The sequence below is a fragment of the Variovorax sp. Soil_C_33 genome (assembly GCF_057656935.1).
This window is the reverse complement of the sequence record NZ_JBDGJK010000023.1, coordinates 33,174-50,613: the sequence shown is the minus strand read 5'-3', so window position 1 is coordinate 50,613 and position 17,440 is coordinate 33,174. Positions and strand designations below refer to the sequence as shown.

General features: G+C 65.1%; 20 protein-coding genes and 2 pseudogenes. 12 read left to right on the top strand and 10 right to left on the bottom strand.

The features are described from left to right. Positions 1–2 precede the first annotated feature (2 nt). The 5 genes from AC3A6B_RS27035 to AC3A6B_RS27015 all read right to left on the bottom strand — a co-directional run bounded on the left by AC3A6B_RS27035 (position 3) and on the right by AC3A6B_RS27015 (position 3,465). Complete coding sequence (locus AC3A6B_RS27035; RefSeq protein WP_487839722.1) at positions 3–1,457, bottom strand: trypsin-like peptidase domain-containing protein; 1,455 nt, start codon at positions 1,455–1,457, stop codon at positions 3–5. 13 nt (positions 1,458–1,470) lie between these two features. Next, positions 1,471–1,926, bottom strand: coding sequence for a universal stress protein (locus tag AC3A6B_RS27030; RefSeq protein ID WP_487839721.1), 456 nt, complete (start codon positions 1,924–1,926; stop codon positions 1,471–1,473). Positions 1,927–2,035: 109 nt separating this feature from the next. After that, the gene (locus AC3A6B_RS27025) at positions 2,036–2,428 is read right to left on the bottom strand and encodes a DUF302 domain-containing protein (protein ID WP_487839720.1); all 393 of its coding nucleotides are present in this window, start codon (positions 2,426–2,428) and stop codon (positions 2,036–2,038) included. After that, positions 2,404–3,018 (bottom strand): flavodoxin family protein, encoded by a 615-nt coding sequence (locus tag AC3A6B_RS27020; protein WP_487839719.1) that lies wholly within the window; start codon positions 3,016–3,018, stop codon positions 2,404–2,406. The genes AC3A6B_RS27025 and AC3A6B_RS27020 overlap by 25 nt, the downstream gene beginning before the upstream one ends. Before the next feature lie 111 nt (positions 3,019–3,129). Then, entirely contained in the window at positions 3,130–3,465 is a 336-nt protein-coding gene (locus tag AC3A6B_RS27015; RefSeq protein ID WP_487839718.1) for a hypothetical protein, read from the bottom strand. 260 nt (positions 3,466–3,725) lie between these two features. Here AC3A6B_RS27015 and AC3A6B_RS27010 point away from each other — a divergent pair, with 260 nt between their 5' ends. The 4 genes from AC3A6B_RS27010 (at position 3,726) to AC3A6B_RS26995 (ending at position 7,563) form a co-directional block, all read left to right on the top strand. Then, positions 3,726–4,568, top strand: a complete 843-nt coding sequence (locus AC3A6B_RS27010; protein ID WP_487839717.1) for a universal stress protein — start codon at positions 3,726–3,728, stop codon at positions 4,566–4,568. Positions 4,569–4,674: 106 nt separating this feature from the next. Next, positions 4,675–5,175: a universal stress protein gene (locus AC3A6B_RS27005; RefSeq protein ID WP_487839716.1), complete on the top strand. Its 501-nt coding sequence runs from the start codon at positions 4,675–4,677 to the stop codon at positions 5,173–5,175. Between the two features lie 371 nt (positions 5,176–5,546). Continuing rightward, positions 5,547–5,954, top strand: a complete 408-nt coding sequence (locus AC3A6B_RS27000) for a hypothetical protein (RefSeq protein ID WP_487839715.1) — start codon at positions 5,547–5,549, stop codon at positions 5,952–5,954. Between the two features lie 55 nt (positions 5,955–6,009). Then, positions 6,010–7,563: a bifunctional aminoglycoside phosphotransferase/ATP-binding protein gene (locus tag AC3A6B_RS26995; RefSeq protein WP_487839714.1), complete on the top strand. Its 1,554-nt coding sequence runs from the start codon at positions 6,010–6,012 to the stop codon at positions 7,561–7,563. Between the two features lie 90 nt (positions 7,564–7,653). Here the strand turns inward: AC3A6B_RS26995 and AC3A6B_RS26990 are convergent, their stop codons facing one another. The 3 genes from AC3A6B_RS26990 to AC3A6B_RS26980 all read right to left on the bottom strand — a co-directional run bounded on the left by AC3A6B_RS26990 (position 7,654) and on the right by AC3A6B_RS26980 (position 9,075). After that, positions 7,654–7,863 carry a hypothetical protein gene (locus tag AC3A6B_RS26990; RefSeq protein WP_487839713.1) on the bottom strand — a complete coding sequence of 70 codons (210 nt, stop codon included), beginning with the start codon at positions 7,861–7,863 and terminating at the stop codon, positions 7,654–7,656. A 93-nt stretch (positions 7,864–7,956) separates the two neighbouring features. Further along, positions 7,957–8,511 (bottom strand): universal stress protein, encoded by a 555-nt coding sequence (locus AC3A6B_RS26985; RefSeq protein WP_487839712.1) that lies wholly within the window; start codon positions 8,509–8,511, stop codon positions 7,957–7,959. A 42-nt stretch (positions 8,512–8,553) separates the two neighbouring features. Then, a complete protein-coding gene (locus tag AC3A6B_RS26980; RefSeq protein ID WP_487839711.1) occupies positions 8,554–9,075 on the bottom strand; it encodes a universal stress protein in 522 nt (173 codons plus the stop codon). 135 nt (positions 9,076–9,210) lie between these two features. Here AC3A6B_RS26980 and AC3A6B_RS26975 point away from each other — a divergent pair, with 135 nt between their 5' ends. Continuing rightward, on the top strand, positions 9,211–9,633 hold the full coding sequence (locus AC3A6B_RS26975) for a universal stress protein (protein ID WP_487839710.1): 423 nt from the start codon (positions 9,211–9,213) through the stop codon (positions 9,631–9,633). A gap of 1 nt (position 9,634) precedes the next feature. Continuing rightward, a complete protein-coding gene (locus AC3A6B_RS26970; protein WP_487839709.1) occupies positions 9,635–11,029 on the top strand; it encodes a trypsin-like peptidase domain-containing protein in 1,395 nt (464 codons plus the stop codon). A gap of 288 nt (positions 11,030–11,317) precedes the next feature. On the opposite strand, the pseudogene AC3A6B_RS26965 reads toward AC3A6B_RS26970, so the two are convergent. Then, positions 11,318–11,458, bottom strand: a pseudogene (locus AC3A6B_RS26965) (hypothetical protein); the annotation flags it as partial. Between the two features lie 146 nt (positions 11,459–11,604). Here AC3A6B_RS26965 and AC3A6B_RS26960 point away from each other — a divergent pair. Next, on the top strand, positions 11,605–12,189 hold the full coding sequence (locus tag AC3A6B_RS26960; protein ID WP_487839708.1) for a hemerythrin domain-containing protein: 585 nt from the start codon (positions 11,605–11,607) through the stop codon (positions 12,187–12,189). Between the two features lie 228 nt (positions 12,190–12,417). On the opposite strand, the gene AC3A6B_RS26955 is transcribed toward AC3A6B_RS26960, so the two are convergent. Further along, positions 12,418–13,200, bottom strand: coding sequence for a YoaK family protein (locus AC3A6B_RS26955; protein WP_487839707.1), 783 nt, complete (start codon positions 13,198–13,200; stop codon positions 12,418–12,420). Positions 13,201–13,381: 181 nt separating this feature from the next. On the opposite strand from AC3A6B_RS26955, the gene AC3A6B_RS26950 reads away from it, so the two are divergent. The 5 genes and pseudogenes from AC3A6B_RS26950 (at position 13,382) to AC3A6B_RS26930 (ending at position 17,354) form a co-directional block, all read left to right on the top strand. After that, on the top strand, positions 13,382–13,813 hold the full coding sequence (locus AC3A6B_RS26950; protein ID WP_487839706.1) for a hypothetical protein: 432 nt from the start codon (positions 13,382–13,384) through the stop codon (positions 13,811–13,813). 25 nt (positions 13,814–13,838) lie between these two features. Beyond that, on the top strand, positions 13,839–14,090 hold the full coding sequence (locus AC3A6B_RS26945) for a DUF2933 domain-containing protein (RefSeq protein WP_487839705.1): 252 nt from the start codon (positions 13,839–13,841) through the stop codon (positions 14,088–14,090). Further along, positions 14,071–14,724, top strand: coding sequence for a methyltransferase family protein (locus AC3A6B_RS26940; RefSeq protein ID WP_487839704.1), 654 nt, complete (start codon positions 14,071–14,073; stop codon positions 14,722–14,724). Before AC3A6B_RS26945 ends, AC3A6B_RS26940 begins: the two co-directional genes overlap by 20 nt. Beyond that, on the top strand, positions 14,702–15,013 hold the full coding sequence (locus AC3A6B_RS26935; RefSeq protein ID WP_487839703.1) for a hypothetical protein: 312 nt from the start codon (positions 14,702–14,704) through the stop codon (positions 15,011–15,013). The genes AC3A6B_RS26940 and AC3A6B_RS26935 overlap by 23 nt, the downstream gene beginning before the upstream one ends. A 197-nt stretch (positions 15,014–15,210) precedes the next feature. After that, positions 15,211–17,354 (top strand): annotated as a pseudogene (locus AC3A6B_RS26930) (copper-transporting P-type ATPase). The last annotated feature ends 86 nt before the right edge of the window (positions 17,355–17,440 follow it).

Sequence of the window (17,440 nt, the reverse complement as noted above, 5' to 3'; positions counted from 1 at the left end):
TCTCAACGCAACGGCTGGCTGCGTTGGCGCTGCGCGGGGAGCTGGACAGGCACGTAGGCCAGCCTTCTGTCGCGCATGACCAGCAGCGCGATCGTCTGGCCGGGCGGCATCCGCGCCAGCGCGCGGGCGAAATCGTCGACGCCCTCGAGCCGAGTGTCGTTGATGGCGACGATAAGGTCGCCTGAGCGGATGCCTTCGCTGCGTGCAGCGCCGGTGGCTTCGCGGACCAGCAAGCCGCCGTCGATACGCAGCTGGTGGCGCAGTGCTGCCGGAATTTCGCTCAGGCTCAGCCCCAGGGCGCCGCTGCGTTCACGCTCGACGTCGTCGCGCGCGAAAGTCCTGATCGGGGCCTGGTGGCCAAGGATGGCCCAGAGCGTGCGCTTTGCTCCATGGCGCCACACATCCAGTCTGGTTTGGGCGCCGGCTGGCCGGTTCGATACTTGCTGCAGCAACTCGGAGAAATGCACGATCCGCACGCCGTCAAGCGCCCTGACGATGTCGCCTCGGAGCAGGCCAGCCGCCTGGGCGGGGCTGTCTGCGTTCACCCGCACCACCAGGGCGCCGGCCACGTCGGGCAGCGCGAAAGACTGCGCCAGCGCGGGCGTAATTTCCTGGAACTCGGCGCCGAGTTGCGCGCGCTGAACCACGCCGTCCTTGCGCAGCTGGGTAACGATCCTCATCGCCAGGTTGATCGGTACGGCAAAGGACAGGCCCATGTAGCCGCCGCTTCCGCTGTAGATCATCGAGTTGATGGCGACGACCTCGCCGCGGCCGTTGAACAAGGGACTGCCTGAACTGCCGGGATTGATGGCGACGTCGGTCTGGATGAAGGGAACCTCGCCGCCGCCGCCGATGAAGCGGTTCGTGGCGCTGACCACGCCCGTCGTCACGCTGCTGTGGAATCCGAACGGCGCACCGATCGCGGCCACCCAGTCGCCCGGCGCCAGATGTGAGGAGTCGCCGATGACCGCGGCCGGCAGGCCGGCGGCGTCGATCTTCAGCAGCCCGACGTCGGTGCGCCTGTCGACACCGACCACGCGGGCCGAGAAGCGACGGCCGTCGTCGAGGCGGACCTGCGCCTCGTCGACATTGGCGATCACGTGCGCGCTGGTGAGAATCAGTCCGTCGCTCGTGAGAATCACGCCCGAGGCGAGGTCGCGGATCTCGCTAAGCCGCACGCTCGCAGGCAGCGGCCAGGCCAGCCGGTCGGCGAAATCGTTCTCGGGAGCGAATTCCAGCTCGATATCGTCGCGACCTTCGTCGCGCCCGATGCGCAGGGTATTGATGTCCACCACGGTGGCGCTGCGGCTCGCCACGAGCGCCGAGAAGCCAGGCGCGACCGGCGCGGCGACATCGACGCCGGCGCTTGCTCCAGGCGTTTGCCCAGGGCTCGCGGCACACGCGCCGAGAACGAGCGCGAGTCCGGCGGCGCCAAGAAGGGCGGTGATCCGAAGCACGGGGACCGCTGGCTCAGGCGTCGACGGGCTCGTTGCGCACTAGGAGAACTGGCACGGGGCTGTTGCGTACCACCAGGTCTGCATCGCTGCCCAGGGCCAGGCGGCTGAAGCCGCGGCGTCCGTGGGTGCCCATGACGATCAGGTCGCAACCGGATTTCCCGGCCTCGTCCACCACGACATTTGCGACGCGGCCCTGCATGACTTCGCGCAGGACGGTTTCGGCCTCCACGCCTGCCTCGGTGGCGGTCTTGCGGCTCTTGGCCAGCAGCGCCTCGCCATACGCACGAACTTCGCGCATCGTTGCGTCGAAGCTGGAAGCTGCCGCCATATCCATCAGCATCGGCAGGTTGTCGATGACATGTAGCAGACGCAGTTTCCCCTTCTGATCGGCGGCGAGCCGTATCGCTTCGCGCAAGCCGCGCTGCGCAGTTTCACTGCCGTCCAGGGGGACCAGGATGTTTTGGTACATGAGGTGTTCCTTGTCGGCCGCATCAGAAGGGTGCTCGCCGCCGGCCATGCCGGCGAGCGATCCATTCTTGGCCGGGAGTTCGCCTGGACCTTTGCGCCAGATCAATTTTCTAGGCGCTCAGGCGTGCGCCTGCGCGACGCAGGCGCTGCTCTGCATCGTCGGCGATCGCCTGGATCTCCTTGGCGCTTGTCAGCCCGACCATGGTCTGCGGATTCAGGAAACCGACGATCACGCGTTCAGGCCCATCCTCGCGCACCACCACATTGCAGGGCAGCAGCAGACCGATGTCGGGCTCGGCTTGCAGGGCCCGGTGCGCGAGCCGCGGGTGGCAGGCGCCAAGGATGCGATACGGGCGCGTGTCGATGTCGAGCTTGTCCTTCATCGTGCGCTGCATGTCGATGTCGCTGAGAACGCCGAAGCCTTCGCCCCTGAGCGCGTCAATGACCTTGGCCACGACCTCGTCGAAAGGGGTATGGCTCAGCGTGATGGTGAAGCCGTACATGGAGTATCTCGAGGAGTTGGGGTTGCCGGGCCGGGTTCGATCGCGCCCATCGGAGGGCCTGAGGTGACACGATGATCGTGCGCGTGAGCGGCTGTGCGTCCATTGCGTTGCACACTGGAGAGCCTTATCGCTGTGCCGAACCTCTGCAGGCGCTCGGCGCAGCTGCCGTCTTGGACCTCTCGCGTGGTGAGCGCGATGCTCAGGATGGGAGCGCGACCGATGATCCGGCCGATCTCGGCAATGGCATTGGGCGCACCGCTGCCGCCCATGACCGACACCACGGCCACATCGGGAAGATGATCGCGCCGCCTCGTGACGAAGCTGCGCATCGGTCCGGCAAGTTGCTGTCCCCAGACGGGAGACACCAGCACCACCGTATCGAACCCCCTGGGCAGCGGGCCGTCATACCGAATCGCCGGACACCGTCGGAACAGGGAATCGAGCAGACAGCGCATGTTCCCCAAGGCGCCGCTGCGCGGCCGCACTTCCGCGATCTCGGCGACTTCCCAGCCTTGCCCGTCGCGCAGTAGCTGCGCCACGCGACGGGACGTGCCCGTATAGGAATAGATGACGACAAGAACCTTGGTCATGCGATCTCCGCTGCGTTGATGCGCAATCAATGTAGGAGTCAATCAGTGCCGATGCCCTGCGCTGAATCAAGGCATGAGCGCGACGCAGTCGGCGCCACTCGTTGCCCCTCGTCAGGTGCCGGATCGAAGTCTCCTGCCGCCGTGCCACCAGGCCAGATGGGCGCCGCGCGAGCGCTCCTCCTGCGGCGGCATCCGCGCCGGCTGCTGCACCTGCGTCGCCTCCCGATCCTGCTCATCGCCCAACGCCTTTCGACCGCGTGGCGTGACCTCCAAGGCGATGGCGGGATCCTGGCGCGCGCAGTTGTCGCAATCGACGTGGACGGCTGGAATGAATGCCTTGACGTATCCCATGGCGTCAAGCACCCGCAACCGGTCAATCAGGGCTTTGTCGGAAATGGTGAGGGGGAGCTTCGCCCCGGCGAGCTTCCCCAAGAGATTCATGCACATCGCTGGGTCTCCTTCAGTCTTGAAGCCAAGGAGCGAACAAAAGGGAGGGTTCGGCTGTCATGTCGAGTGAGCGACATGGGCGCCTTCCTGTTTCGCCCCGAATGCTTGACATATTCCATCGTTGTGGCGCGCAGGTTGTTGCGCTGGATCAAGCTTCCAGTGTTCGAGCCATCGATCTGGGCGTGCTGCGCATTTGATCGCCGTCAAGTTGATTGGAGGTGAGGTGGTCGAGGATGCGAACTTCTTCGAAAGGATGACCTATGGACTTCAAGACCATCCTGGTTCACCTGGACCACACGGACAGGTGTTCCGCCCGCGTCGCGCTCGCGGCGGGGCTCGCCAGGGCGCACGGCAGTCACCTGATAGGCCTCGTGCCGACGGGTTTGTATGACGGCGTCATTCCCGCGGATGCGATCCCGACGGGTGTCACCGACTTCATCGCCGAATCGGCGGACCATCTGCGCCGGCGCGCGGAAGCGATCAGTGAAAGTTTCAAGGTCCGGGTGTCCGGGCCGAATCCCGTGTCGCACGAGATTCGACTGACCGATGGGACGGCAGTCGATGCCATCGTGCAGCATGGTCGCTCGAGCGACCTGATTGTGCTAGGCCAGGAGGATCGCTCGGCGAGGTCGGACACACCGGCGCACGGCCTCGTGCCGCGCGTGATGCTGCAGGCCGGCCGTCCTGTGCTGGTCGTTCCCTACGCGGGAATCGCCCAGCCGGAAGCGAGGAACGTGTTCGTCGCGTGGGATGGATCCCGCGCGTCGGGGGTGGCGATGCGCGCTGCGTTGCCGCTGCTGGCCAAGGCGCGCCAGGTGAAGCTCGTTTTCTGCCGCAGACTCGGTCAGCCTCACGAGCCGGCGCGATTGCTTGTTGCCGAAACACTCCAGTGGCTCCAGCGGCACGGCGTCAAAGCAACGGCCGAGGAGGACGTGATCGAGATCGACATCGCAGCCGCGCTGCTTTCGCGGGCCTGCGATCTCGGCGCCGACCTGATGGTGATGGGCGGCTATGAGCACTCGCGCCTGCGCGAGGTGGTGCTTGGCGGCGTCACGCAGCAGATCCTCGCGCACATGACCTTTCCGGTCTTGATGGCGCATTGAACTAGGCGCGTGCGGCAACGCGCCCTGAGTTGACGTGCAGCAAGGTCGAAGGGCCTCCGGCCGCTGAAATTGAGCGAACTTTTACCGTCTCACTCGAAGGATAGTCATGTACCAACGTATTCTGGTTCCCGTCGATGGCAGCCCGACCTCTCTGCGTGGCCTGGATGAGGCTCTTCGCCTGGCCAAGCTCACGGGCGCGACACTGAGGCTCGTGCACGTCGTGGACGAATTGAAGTATGTGACCGGCTTCGAGACCTTCGCGGTCTACAGTTCGGACGTGGTCCCGTTGATGGAAGCAGCCGGCGAGCAGGTTCTCCGGCAGGGGAGGGAGCTTGCGGAGCGCGCCGGGATCAAGGCGGAAACGGTGCTTTTCACCTCGCTTGCGGGTCGCGTATCGGAACTCGTCGTCGAGCAGGCGAGGGCGTGGAACGCCGAGCTCATCGTGATCGGCACGCACGGTCGCCATGGCGTCGGGCGCGTGCTGCTGGGCAGCGATGCGGAACAGGTCCTGCGCATCTCACCGGTCCCCGTACTGGTGGTCAACGCCCATCAGCCAGATGCCGAACCAAGCCGCGCAGCGTCAGCGCCCGCGACGGCCCAGGTGTGAGGCGAGGCTGCTGCGCTAGCCAGCGCTCGGGGGGCGCCCAGGTGTTGCGATGGACAACGCGCAGCTGCATTCCGCGCAATGCCGGCCTTGCGCGCGGTGATGGCCCTCAGACTGGCCTGGCGGGGTGGCGGGTAGCGCAGCGGCTGGCAACGACGGTCGAGAATCTGGCTGCCTCAAGCGGCCAGCCTGATGCGACGAGCCCGATGCGGCGTAGTCGCGATCGATGTGGATCTTGATGCGCGTCAAGCCTGCCATCCGGTGTTGCGCAGAAACTGGGCGATGAGACTTTCCCGCGTCGACGTTGAGCTAACAGCTTGTCATCGGGGCGACCGCCTCCGTCTTGTTCCTCCACGCCGTCCAGGAGTCTGAGCATGCCCACAAAGATCGTCGATTTCTCCGCCCGGTCCAAGATCCTTCGGGCAGAACCCTTCAATGCCCATTTCTGGGAGTGCACGCCCCTGGAATTCAAGGCCTATCTCGGCAGGCCGCGGGAGTTTCTCAGGAGGATGGGCATCGGGCTGCCGGCCGATTGCCGCATCGAAACCACCATAGAAAACCACGACTGGCTCGGCCAGGAGGCCCCCGATTTCGACGGCGAGAATGACACGGTGGTCTGCAATGTGGGAAGCGGCAACGTCGCCCGCCATGTCTACCGAGTCGTCAGCTACGCGCATGACCGGTCGGCGGTCGGGGAGTTCAAGAAGCAGTTGTTGCACAAGGCCAACCAGCAGCAGGTCAAGGAGAAGGCCAGACGCGGCAAGAAGCGCAAGGCGAAGTAGTCTCGTCCGATCCCGCGCTCGGAACGAGTGGACCCAGGCCATGGAGACTGTGGGCATGAAGTTGACGGATTCCGCGGCCGTCGCGGCAGACCGTACGCTGGTGACGGCCCTGCGCGATCGCCTGCGGTCGGACACCGGCCAAGCGGTCGCGCTGGTGGAGACCCACATCTCCTGGGTGCTGCTGACCGCGCAGGTGGCCTACAAGCTGAAAAGGCCTGTCTCCTTGGGTTTCCTCGACTTCAGCACGCTCGCGGCACGCAAGCATTATTGCGAGGAGGAAGTGCGCCTCAACCGGCGGCTTGCGCCTTCGCTGTACCTCGGCGTGGTGCCGGTGACCGGCACCAGGCAGGCTCCGCGCCTGGGTGAAGGCGAAGCCATCGACTTCGTCGTCTGCATGCGGCGCTTTCCCGAGGATGCATTGCTGCAACGCTTGCTGCCGGCCGGGCGGCTGGCGGATGGCCGTCTTGAACAGTTTGCGCAGCGGCTGGCCGCCTTCCACGCCCAGGCACAGGTTGCGGCGCCGGCGTCCGCGTTCGGTGCTCCGACCCGGGTGGGGCGCTCGGCAGTCGATGCCTTGGCACGTCTGCGCGCCGATGATGGCGCGAAGCGCACAAGGAATCTGCAGGCATGGATTTTCGAGCAAAGGAAGGCGTTGCGCACGGCCTGGTTTGCGCGGCAGCGCAGCGGTGCGGTGCGCGAATGCCACGGCGATCTTCATCTGGCCAATGTGGTGCTGGTCGATGACCACCTGACCGCCTTCGACTGCATCGAATTCGATCCTGCTCTGCGTTGGATCGACGTGATGAGCGACGTCGCCTTCCTCACGATGGACCTCAAGGCGCATGGTCGAAAGGATCTCGCGTTCCGCTTTCTCGACGCGTACCTGCAGCACAGCGGCGACTACGCCGGTGTGCCGGTGTTGCGCTTCTACGAGGTGTATAGAGCCCTGGTGCGTGCGCTGGTCGGCCGGCTGCGTGTGCGCGCCGGCGCTGATGCTGCGCCGCCTCTCGAGCCGGACTACCTGGCCTGTGCGGAACAGCAGACCTCAGGCGCCGCGCCGCGCCTGATGATCACGCACGGGCTGTCGGGCTCGGGAAAGTCGACCATGGCCGCGGCGCTGCTCGCGGCCGCCGGCGCGATCCGCATCCGGTCAGATGTCGAGCGCAAACGCCTCTTCGGGCTCGGGGCGCAGCAACGTTCAGCCGAGCAGGGTGCCGAGATCTACACGCAGGATGCGACGCGGCGCACCTTGGCCCGGCTGGCCGAGTGCGCGCGCGCAGCGCTGCAGGCCGGCTACCCGGTGATCGTCGACGCGGCCTTCCTGCGTCGCGACGAGCGGCTGGCGTTCCGGGCGCTGGCGGCTGAGCTGCGTGTGCCGTTTTCGATTCTTCGTTGCCGCGCGGCCGATACGCAGCTGCGGCGGCGGGTGGTGGCGCGTGAAGCCGAGGGACGCGATGCGTCGGAGGCGACCCTGGCCGTGCTGGAGCGGCAGCTCGCCACCCACGAGCCACTGGATCCGGGCGAGTGTGCTCTCGCGCTTGAGGTCATCACGGACGAGCCGGTGGATACGGTCGCACTGAGCGCGCGTTGGCTTGCGCTGTCCCCATGAGTCAAGCCGGCGGCGCACCGGAGTCGGGGTGTACCGGACTCTCATTCGGCGTGGAGAGGCTGGGGCGCCAGTTCCCGCTGGCGGTGGCGCTCAGTTTGGAAGGCTCGGAATCACGTCCGGCCACGAAAGTTCGCGTCCGATCATGGCGCGCGCATAGAGATAGTTGTTCAGCATTCGCTCGCCGAGCGAATCCATGTCCACATGGCCTGTCGGGTCGCACGGAAAGGCGTAGGCGCGTCGGCCGGCGAAGAGTGGCTGGAAGCGCAGTTCGTAGCCGCTGGATGCATGCGAGGCGTTCATCACATTCTCCTTGGTGCGCCTCGCTGCTGCTGGAAGAGGGTAGACAAGCGATCCGGCACGGCCTCAATCTAGATCGCCCGCTTAACGGTACCGTCAACGCAGTGCATCCGTAGGAAACATTGCGTGAACCGCGCGTCTCACGATTCGAACGCCGCGGCGGGCGAGCGGCCCGCAAGTTCCCGATTCGGGTCCCGCGCTGCCGACGAATCGATCTCCTGCGCACGCACCAGCAGGACGGGCGCCGTCGAGGTGCGCAGAATGCGCTGCGCATCGCTGCCCAACATCCAGCGCCCGATTCCTCGGGCCATGAGTGCCGAGGACGATCAGGTCTGCGGGCCATCTCCTTGCTTCGGACGCCACCTTTTGGTCGAGCGGGCCGGAGAAGTCGCTGTGCAGCACGGTGTCGACCTCGACGCCGTTTCCCAGTGCATCGGCCTTGGCTCTTTCGAGGATCCGCTCGCCGCTGGCGCGCAGCGCATCCAGCCACCCGCCCGCACGGGCCGAGGTGTAAAGCTCCATGGAAAGCTCATCGACCACAGGGATCAGGCGAAGCCGTCCACCGGTCAGCTTGGCGACGCGGATGGCCTCCTCGAGTCCACGATTGGATGGCGGACTGCTATCGATGGGAACAAGAATGCGCTGATACATGACCCGTCCTTCGTGTGATGGTGAGGCGACGCGCGCGGCCAGTCACTCGAAGGCCAGGGCGCCGGTCGGCAAGCTGACATGCGTTGGCGCCTGAATCGCATCGGCCTTCGATTCGCTCTCCGGCGCACGGACCAGCAGAACCGGCACGCAGGCATAGCGCAGGATGTGCTCCGCGCTACTGCCCATGACGGCGCGGCCAACCCCGCGGCGGCCGTGGGTGCCGAGGACGATCAAGTCTGCGGGCCACTTGGCGGCTTCGGCATTGACCACCTCGTGGACCGAGCCCGCAAAACTGTCGCACAACACCTCGTCGGCTTCGATGCCGGCGGCCTGTGTGGTGGCCGCGGCCTCATCGAGGAGGCGCTTGCCGTTCTCGCGCAGCACGTTCAGCCAGTCGCCGGCATATCCGGCGTAGGCGTCCATGGCAAGGGCGAAGGACAGTTCGTCGATCACATGGAGCAGCCGCAGCCGTCCGTGCGTGAGTTTGGCGACGCGAATGGCTTCGTCCAGGCCGCGGCGAGATGTCGGACTGCCGTCGATGGGAACAAGGATCTGCTGGTACATGACGCGCTCCTTCGGTGCAGGTTGGGGCGGTCAGTATCGGAATGGTGGCGCTGCACATATTGATTTGGCGCAAAGGAGATCGATGAACTCGCGACGAACATCAGGCGATCCGAGACTTTCAATCGAAGGAACATCATGAAGATTCTTCTCGCGGTGGATGGCAGCGACTACACGAAGCGCATGCTCTCCTACCTGGCAGCGCACAAGGATGGGCTGGGCGCAGGTCATACCTATACGGTTTTCTATTCGGTTCTCCCTGTACCACACCGGGCGGCTGCCTTCGCGGGGCCTGAGCTCGTTCATGGCTACTACGAAGATGACGCGCGGCTGGTGCTTGAGCCGATTCGGGCGTTCCTCTCGGAGCACGGTATCGAGGCTTCCTTCGTTCACAAGGTGGGCCATCCGGCCGACGAGATCGCCGCGTACGCGCAAGCTGGCAAGTTCGATCTGCTGGTCATGGGCTCGCACGGCGCCGGTGCGTTGAAGAATCTCGTGCTCGGCTCTGTCGCCACGAAGGTGTTGGCGCAATGCACGGTGCCGGTCCTGCTGGTGCGCTGAGATGCTGCGCAAGCCGTTCGCACGCGGTGTCGTGGCGGCGATGCTCGGTGCACTGGCGTTTCTGGGCACCACGCATGCGTGGTCTCGCGATGGCCCCTGTCTTGACCAGGTCGACGCGCCGAGGCAGGGTGCCGACTTCGTGGCGGCGGTGGCACGGCAGGCACCGGCTGTGGTGAGCGTGCTGGCGATCGGGCAAGGCACAGAGTGGGGCGACAACGATGAGAACGGGATGCTGGCCCGATCCCGACCGGGATCGGAGCGCGCGTCTGCGTCGGGCATTGTCGTGAGCGCTGATGGGTACGTGCTGACTAGCGCGCACGTGGTGCGCGGGGCCCAGGAGACATCGGTCCTCGTCGGGGGGCAGCGTCGTTGGCCGGCCGACGTCGTCGGGCTCGACCGGCGCACAGACGTGGCGCTCCTGAGGATCGCCGCGACGAACCTGCCGGTCGCTGCCATCGGCAGCAGCGCGCGCCTGTGCGCCGGAGAATGGGTGGCAGCGCTGGGAGCGCCATTCGGATTCGAGCAAAGCGTGACCGCCGGCTTGGTGAGCGCCAATCCGCGCTTCCTGCCGGGCGGCACCGGCGAGCCCATGATCCAGACCGACGTCGCGCTCAATCCCGGCAATTCGGGGGGGCCTCTATTTAACAAGCGCGGCGAAGTCGTCGGGATGAACTCGATGATCTATTCGGATAGTGGCGGATATCTGGGGGTGTCGTTCAGCTTGCCGATCGACACGGCCATGCGGGTTGCCGCCGATCTCCGGTCGACGGGTCGCGTGACGCGCGGGCAGATTGGCGCCCGGACTCAGGCGCTCACCGCGGATCTTGCGCTCGCGTTCGGGCTCGATGCTCCGTTGGGGGCACTGATTGTGCGTGTCGATACCGGCGGACCGGCGGCGAATGCGGGCCTTCGCAGCGGTGATGTCGTGCTGGGCGTCGACGGCAACACGGCCATGACCTACCCGGAGATCCAGCAACGCGTGGCGGCTGCCCGCCCAGACACTTCGATCACGCTGAACATCTGGCGGCGCAAGGCGCCGCTAACGGTGCAACTCACCGTTGCGCAAAGCGCACCCGATCTTCCGCAGCGCGTCGCCTCCCGGGACGGGCGCGAACCGCGTCTTGGGCTCGACCTGGTCGAGCGCACAGCCAAGCAGGCGGGCGGGCTGCTCGAGCCGGGACTCTATGTGAGATCCACCTCGGGATCCGCCCAGCGGGCAGGTCTTCGCCTCGGCGACGTGATCCTGGCCGTCAACGATGTCGGCGTCTCCGGCATCAGCGATCTGGACCGAGCGCTTGAATCGATCCGCCAGGGCGAGACCGTGGCCCTGCTGATCAGGCGCGGTTCGATCACCACCTTCGTGCCGGTGACACCGCCCGTCGGGCTTACACGCTGAGCGCTTCCAGGCGGTCGATGAAAACGACCAGCCCGGGAAGGATGTTTTTGCGTGCTGCAGCCGTCGTGAACCACCAGGCAGTCCGGTCTGCTTTCGCGCACGTCCTGAGCTTGCCCGATCGCGGCGGCCATTCGAGCTCGAAGCTGCCGGATTCGAGCGCGCCTCGGGATCGCAATCGTCTTCGAAGGACCAGGCCGACACGAGCTTGCCGCTACGCTGGCGAGCCTCTCCCAGGCTCAAGTGGCGCGTGCCGCGCACAAAGCCGGTCTCCTCGGCGAACTCCCGTTTGGCGGCGTCAAGGGCGCTCTCGACGTCACTGTCGTACTCGCGCTTCGGAAAGGACCAGGCGCCCTCGTCGCGCCACGCCCAGAACGGCCCAACGGGGTGCACCAGCAGCACCTCGAGCACGCCGTCACTGCGACGATACATGAGCAGTCCAGCACTTCGCTTCGCCATCTGGGCGCATTGGGGCCACGCGCCGGATCATGCGCAGGCCAAAGCGACGTTCATTTGATCTGCAGCAAGGCCGCGCTACGACCGACATGGGAGGCTAGAGTTTTCCAACTGGAATTTGTATGGTCCACACCACCACCCGAATCATCCGTGATGAGCATTCGGCCCTGTCGGCCATGCTGCGCTCCGTTCTGTTGCTCTTGGCGCAGCATCGGCGGCAAGGTACGCTGCCTGACTTCGGCGCGCTGCGCGCGATGCTGTTCTATGTCGACGAGTTTCCCGAGAAACGGCACCATCGCAAGGAGTCGGAGTTGTTGTTTCCGAAGCTGCGTGCGCGGACGCCGCTTTCGCGTGAACTTCTCGATCGCCTGGACGACGACCATGCGCGTGGCGAGCGAAGAATCCGCGAGCTCGAACACGCCTTGCTCGGCTTCGAGATGATCGGCGAGCCACGCCGGCAGGCCTTCGAGCAGGCGGCAGAGCGCTATGTTGATTTCTATCTTGCGCACATGGCGATGGAAGAGAGGGAGGTACTGCCATTAGCCGAAAGGGTGCTCACCGATGACGATTGGGCGGACCTCGACGAGGCATTCAGCGCCAACCGGGATCCGTTGACCGGATGCGAACCCGAAGCGGACTACCACGCGCTCTTCACGCGCATTGTCAACGCAGTGCCTGCACCGATCGGGTTGGGCGCAGCCAGTTGACGTCGTCCATCGACCGGTGGGCCCGGAAGTCGTCCGTCGCCGCGGGCGATGCGACTGGACCGCCTCGGAGGGAGAGCGCACTTCCATCGCGCCCTGTCGGCGGTAAGCGATCGGTGCGCTGCTTGCCCCGACCCTCGGGTTGCCCTGCCGAACTGGCTGGTGAAGTAGGAAGTCCGATGCCCAGGACGCCTTGCACGAGTCGCCAGCGCTCGCGTGAAGAGGCGTCAATCAGTTCCTCTTTCGCGACCTGGCCGCGCGGCCCCAGCGGCGCGCAAGAGTCGTCAGATCGTCGGCCGCCGGAACGATTGCAAGCCCCAGCAGTACCAGGGCGAGAGGCACGGTCGAGACGTAGCCGACGTACTTGAAGCCGACAGCGCCAAGCACACCACCGGCAAAAAAGAAGACAGCGAGAAGCGTGAGAACGCGCAGGCGGTCTCGGTTGGCAATGACGCGCAGATGCGAGGGCGGGCCGGCGGCATTTCGATAGAACAACTTCCCAAGCTCGATGCCGATGTCGGTCACGATGCCGGTGAGGTGGGTGGTTCGAATTTCGGCGTGCGACAGCTTGGTGATCACCGCGTTCTGCAGTCCCATGATGAAACAGAGAAGCATCACCGTCACTGGAACAAAAAGGCCCCGCATGTCGGACAGTCGGGCGCCAAGGACGCCGAAGCAGATCAGCAAGGAGGCCTCCGTCAACAGCGGCAGCGCGTACTCGCTGTGCATTCGGCGGCGCCGGGCGTAGTTGACCATGACCGCGGAGCTTGCAGCGCCTGCGAGGAACGACAACAGCCCACCCGCCCCGCTGAGCACCACGTCGTATACGCCCAGGACAAGGTTGTCGGCCATCGAGGAGACGATGCCCGTCATGTGAGAGGTGTACTGCTGTACGGCCAGGAACCCGCCGGCATTGATGGCCCCGGCCACGAATGCCAATGCGAAACCCAGGTGGCGATTCGCATTCGCGGTTCGTTTTCGACCTGTAAGGCGTCTGGCGTAGTTGATGGGCATTTCGTTGGCGAAATCCAGATGTTAAGCGTCCGGCAATTGATCCGGGCGGTGGCGAGCGGAAGCTCCGCACAGCGTTGCATCAGGCCGCGCGATTGATATTCGTCAAGGAAGCAAGCAACTGCAGCGAGCATGCTCTTAAGCGATTGCCGCCGATTTTGCATTCGCATCGAAAGGAACTGAAATGAAGAAGATGATCCTGATCACCGCAGCGCTGATGTCGCTTGCCGGTTGTTCATCGTTCCCAGGCGCGGGAGCCAAAAAGGCTGATGAACATGCCGCGCATCACCCCGCAACCACCGCAGCGAAGGCCGACACCGCCAAGGTCGACGAGCAAATGAAGCTGATGCAGGACATGCATCAGAAGATGAAGGCCGCCAAGACGCCCGCCGAGCGTTCGGCGCTGATGAAGGACCATATGAGCGCGATGCAGGGCGGCATGAACATGATGGGCCAGATGAGGAGCAGCATGCCGGGGCAAGCAGGTGGCAAGTCCTCGATGCCGGCGGACCCGCCCATGCAGAAGAACATGATGGAGCGCCGCATGGACATGATGGAAATGATGATGCAGATGATGATGGACCGGGAAGCGGCAAAGCCTCCGGCAGCCAGGTAGCGTCCTCGGTCGTGGAGGCATTGAGATGGATGCGCGAAGCAACGGATCGCCGGCATTCTGGCGCTCGCCCGGCGGAATCGCCCTGCTTGTCGTCGCACTCGTCGGCGGCTTCTTCCTGTACACGGAGCACCGGGCGCACTTGCTCGGGGTGCTTCCGTTCCTTCTCGTGCTTGCCTGTCCGTTGATGCACGTCTTCATGCATCACGGGCACCGCCAGGGCGGGCATTCTCGAGGCCACACCCCACGGGAGCAGGACAATGAACAGCGCCAACAATGACTACGGCCTCTGGGGCCTGGTATTGCTGAACTCCTTCGTCTTCGTGGGATTCGCCTACAGCTTCTTCAAGCCGACCACGCTTCGGGACTGGAGGAGCTTCGGTGCGTACTCGGCCTTCATCGTGGCGCTCTTTGCAGAGATGTACGGCTTCCCGCTGACGATTTTCCTGTTGTCCGGCTGGCTCAGCGTCAAGTTTCCCAATGTCAACCTGTTCGGGCACGAGGCGGGACACCTGTGGTGGCTGTTCACCGGCCAGCACGGCAATCCGCACAGCGGCGTGTTGCATATCCTGAGCTTCGTAGCCATCTTCGCCGGCTTCGCGCTGTTGTCCAAGGCGTGGCAGGTGTTGTATTACGCGCAGCGGCGACACGAACTCGCGACAGCCGGCCCATATCGCTTCATCCGGCATCCGCAGTACGTTGCGTTCGTTCTCATCATGTTCGGATTTCTGCTTCAGTGGCCGACGGTGCTGACGCTCGCCATGTTCCCGGTCCTGGTCGTGATGTACGTTCGGCTGGCGATGTCCGAAGAGCGCGATTCGGAGCACGAGTTCGGAGACCCCTGGCGGGTGTACGCAGCGGTGACACCGCGCTTTCTTCCCTCATGGGGGCGTGCTCGCCATCGGAATGCCTAGCGTTTCGGCTCGCATCAAGAGTGCCGAGCTGCTGTCTGGCATCGGCGCTGTCGCCCTTGGACTGGGTTTGGGGTTGCTCGCGCCGATGCCGATGCAGCGATTTGCGCTGCCCTTGTTCGGCACCGGCGTGCTGCTGCATGGCGCCGGTATGACGCTCAAGCATCGGCTGGAGGTCGGCGAACGCCAACTGCAATGGTGGGAGCTCAGCCTGTTCTGGGCATGTTGGGTTGGCTTGCTGGCAACTCTCGGATGGGTCGCTTACCTGCTCGTTGCGCCACCTTCGGGCTGAAGCAAGCGCTCAGGAGCGGCTTGACTTTCCCCCCCCGTGGGAAGGCACAGACTGCATCAAACCTGCGGGAAGAAAACATGCCATCGACCTCCGACACCTCGGCCGACCTCTACGCGCACCACGCTCACGACCACGCAGCACGTCTGGGCCATCACGATCACGGCGCGCACCCAGGCAGAGCGCCTTCTCCATCGACGATGACGCCAAAGGCGGACGCAAAGGACGTCGAGTACACGTGTCCCATGCATCCGCAAGTGCGCCAGATAGGGCCGGGGAACTGTCCCATCTGCGGTATGGCGCTCGAGCCGGTGCTGGCCACGGCACAGGCGGGCGACAGCCCCGAGCTGTGCGACATGATGCGGCGCTTCTGGGGCGGCCTGGTGCTCACCCTCCCGGTGCTCGTGCTGGAGATGGGCGCGCACCTGGTCGATATCCATCACCTGACCGGACAGCAGACCTCGAACTGGGTGCAGCTGCTGTTCGGAACGCCGGTGGTGCTGTGGGCCGGTTGGCCCTTCTTCGTGCGCGCATGGATCTCCGTCAAGAACCGAAGCCTGAACATGTTCACCCTCATCGCGCTCGGGACCGGCGCGGCCTGGGTCTACAGCATCGCCGGCACGCTCGCGCCACAGCTGTTTCCTTCGCAGTTTCGCCTGCAGGATGGTGCCGTGGCCATCTACTTCGAGGCAGCGGCGGTGATCACAGTGCTGGTGTTGCTGGGGCAAGTCCTGGAGCTGCGCGCTCGCGAGAAGACCTCGGGGGCCATTCGCGCCTTGCTCGACCTTGCTCCCAAGACGGCCGTTCGAGTGAAGCAGGATGGCTCCGACGAGACGGTTCAGCTCGACATCGTCCAGGTCGGTGAGCTCCTGCGCGTTCGCCCGGGCGAGAAGGTGTGCCGGTCGACGGCGAGCTGACGCAGGGCAGGGGCACGGTCGACGAGTCGATGGTCACCGGGGAGCCGATGCCGGTCGCAAAAGCGCCTGGCTCCAAGGTCACCGCGGGAACGCTCAACCAGACCGGTGGTTTCGTCATGCGCGCGCAGAAGGTGGGCGCCGACACGTTGCTCTCGCAAATCGTCCACATGGTGGCTGCCGCGCAGAGAAGCCGCGCGCCGATTCAGCGCATGGCCGACCAAGTGGCAGGGTGGTTCGTTCCGGCGGTGATGGCGGTCGCTGCGCTGACATTCATCGCCTGGCTCGTCTGGGGTCCGAGCCCAGCGTTCTCCTATGCGCTCATTGCGGCTGTGGCGGTGCTCATCATTGCCTGCCCGTGTGCGCTGGGCCTGGCGACGCCGATGTCGATCATGGTGGGCGTGGGCCGCGGCGCCCAACAAGGCGTGCTCATCCGGGATGCGGAGGCGCTTGAGCGCATGGAGAAGGTCGACACGCTGGTGGTCGACAAGACAGGTACCTTAACCGTTGGCCGCCCGAAGGTCGTCGACGTCGCGCCGGCGGCCGGGTTCGATGCGGCCGCGGTGATGCAGAAGCTCGCGAGCGTCGAGCGTGCGAGCGAGCATCCGCTGGCCGCCGCCATCGTGGCCGAAGCCCGGGACCGCAAGCTGACGCTGTCGTCCGTGAGCGACTTCGACTCGCCCGTCGGCAAGGGCGTGGTCGGGGTCGTCGACGGTTCACGCGTGGTTTGTGGGAGCGCCAAGTTTCTCGCAGAGCAGGGCATCGATGCGGCCCCGCTGGCCGCGCAGGCAGAGTCCCAGCGTTCGAGGTCGGCGACGGTCATCTTCGTGGGACTCGATGGTCGTCTTGCCGGTTTCGTCGCCATCGCCGACCCCATCAAGGCCACAACGCCGCAGGCCCTGAAGGCCCTGCGCGATGCGGGCGTGCGCATCGTCATGCTGACCGGCGATGGCAAGACGACGGCAGAGGCCGTGGGGCGAGAGCTGGACATCGACGAAGTCATCGCGGACGTGTTTCCTGAGGACAAGGCCTCTGTTGTCCAGCGGCTGAAGGCGGAGGGTAGAGTGGTCGCCATGGCGGGCGATGGGGTCAACGACGCACCCGCCCTGGCCGCGGCAGACGTCGGTATCGCGATGGGGACCGGCACCGACGTGGCTATGGAAAGTTCCGGCGTAACGCTGCTGAAGGGCGATCTGATGGGCATCGTTCGGGCTCGCCTGCTTTCCAAGGCGACGATGAGGAACATCCGCCAGAACCTCTTCTTGTCATTCGCCTACAACGTTGCCGGCATTCCGATCGCTGCAGGTGTTCTGTATCCGTTCTTCGGTCTTCTGTTGTCGCCGGTCGTGGCTGCAGCGGCGATGGCATTGTCGTCAGTCAGCGTGATCGCCAACTCGCTGAGGCTGCGAGCCGGAAAGAGCGGTGGATAGCGAAGAGAGATCGTTCGGCCTCAAACCGCGCGATCCGAACGCTGGAGCGCCGCGCCTTGATCTGCCGCAAGCCTGCGCCATGGCCC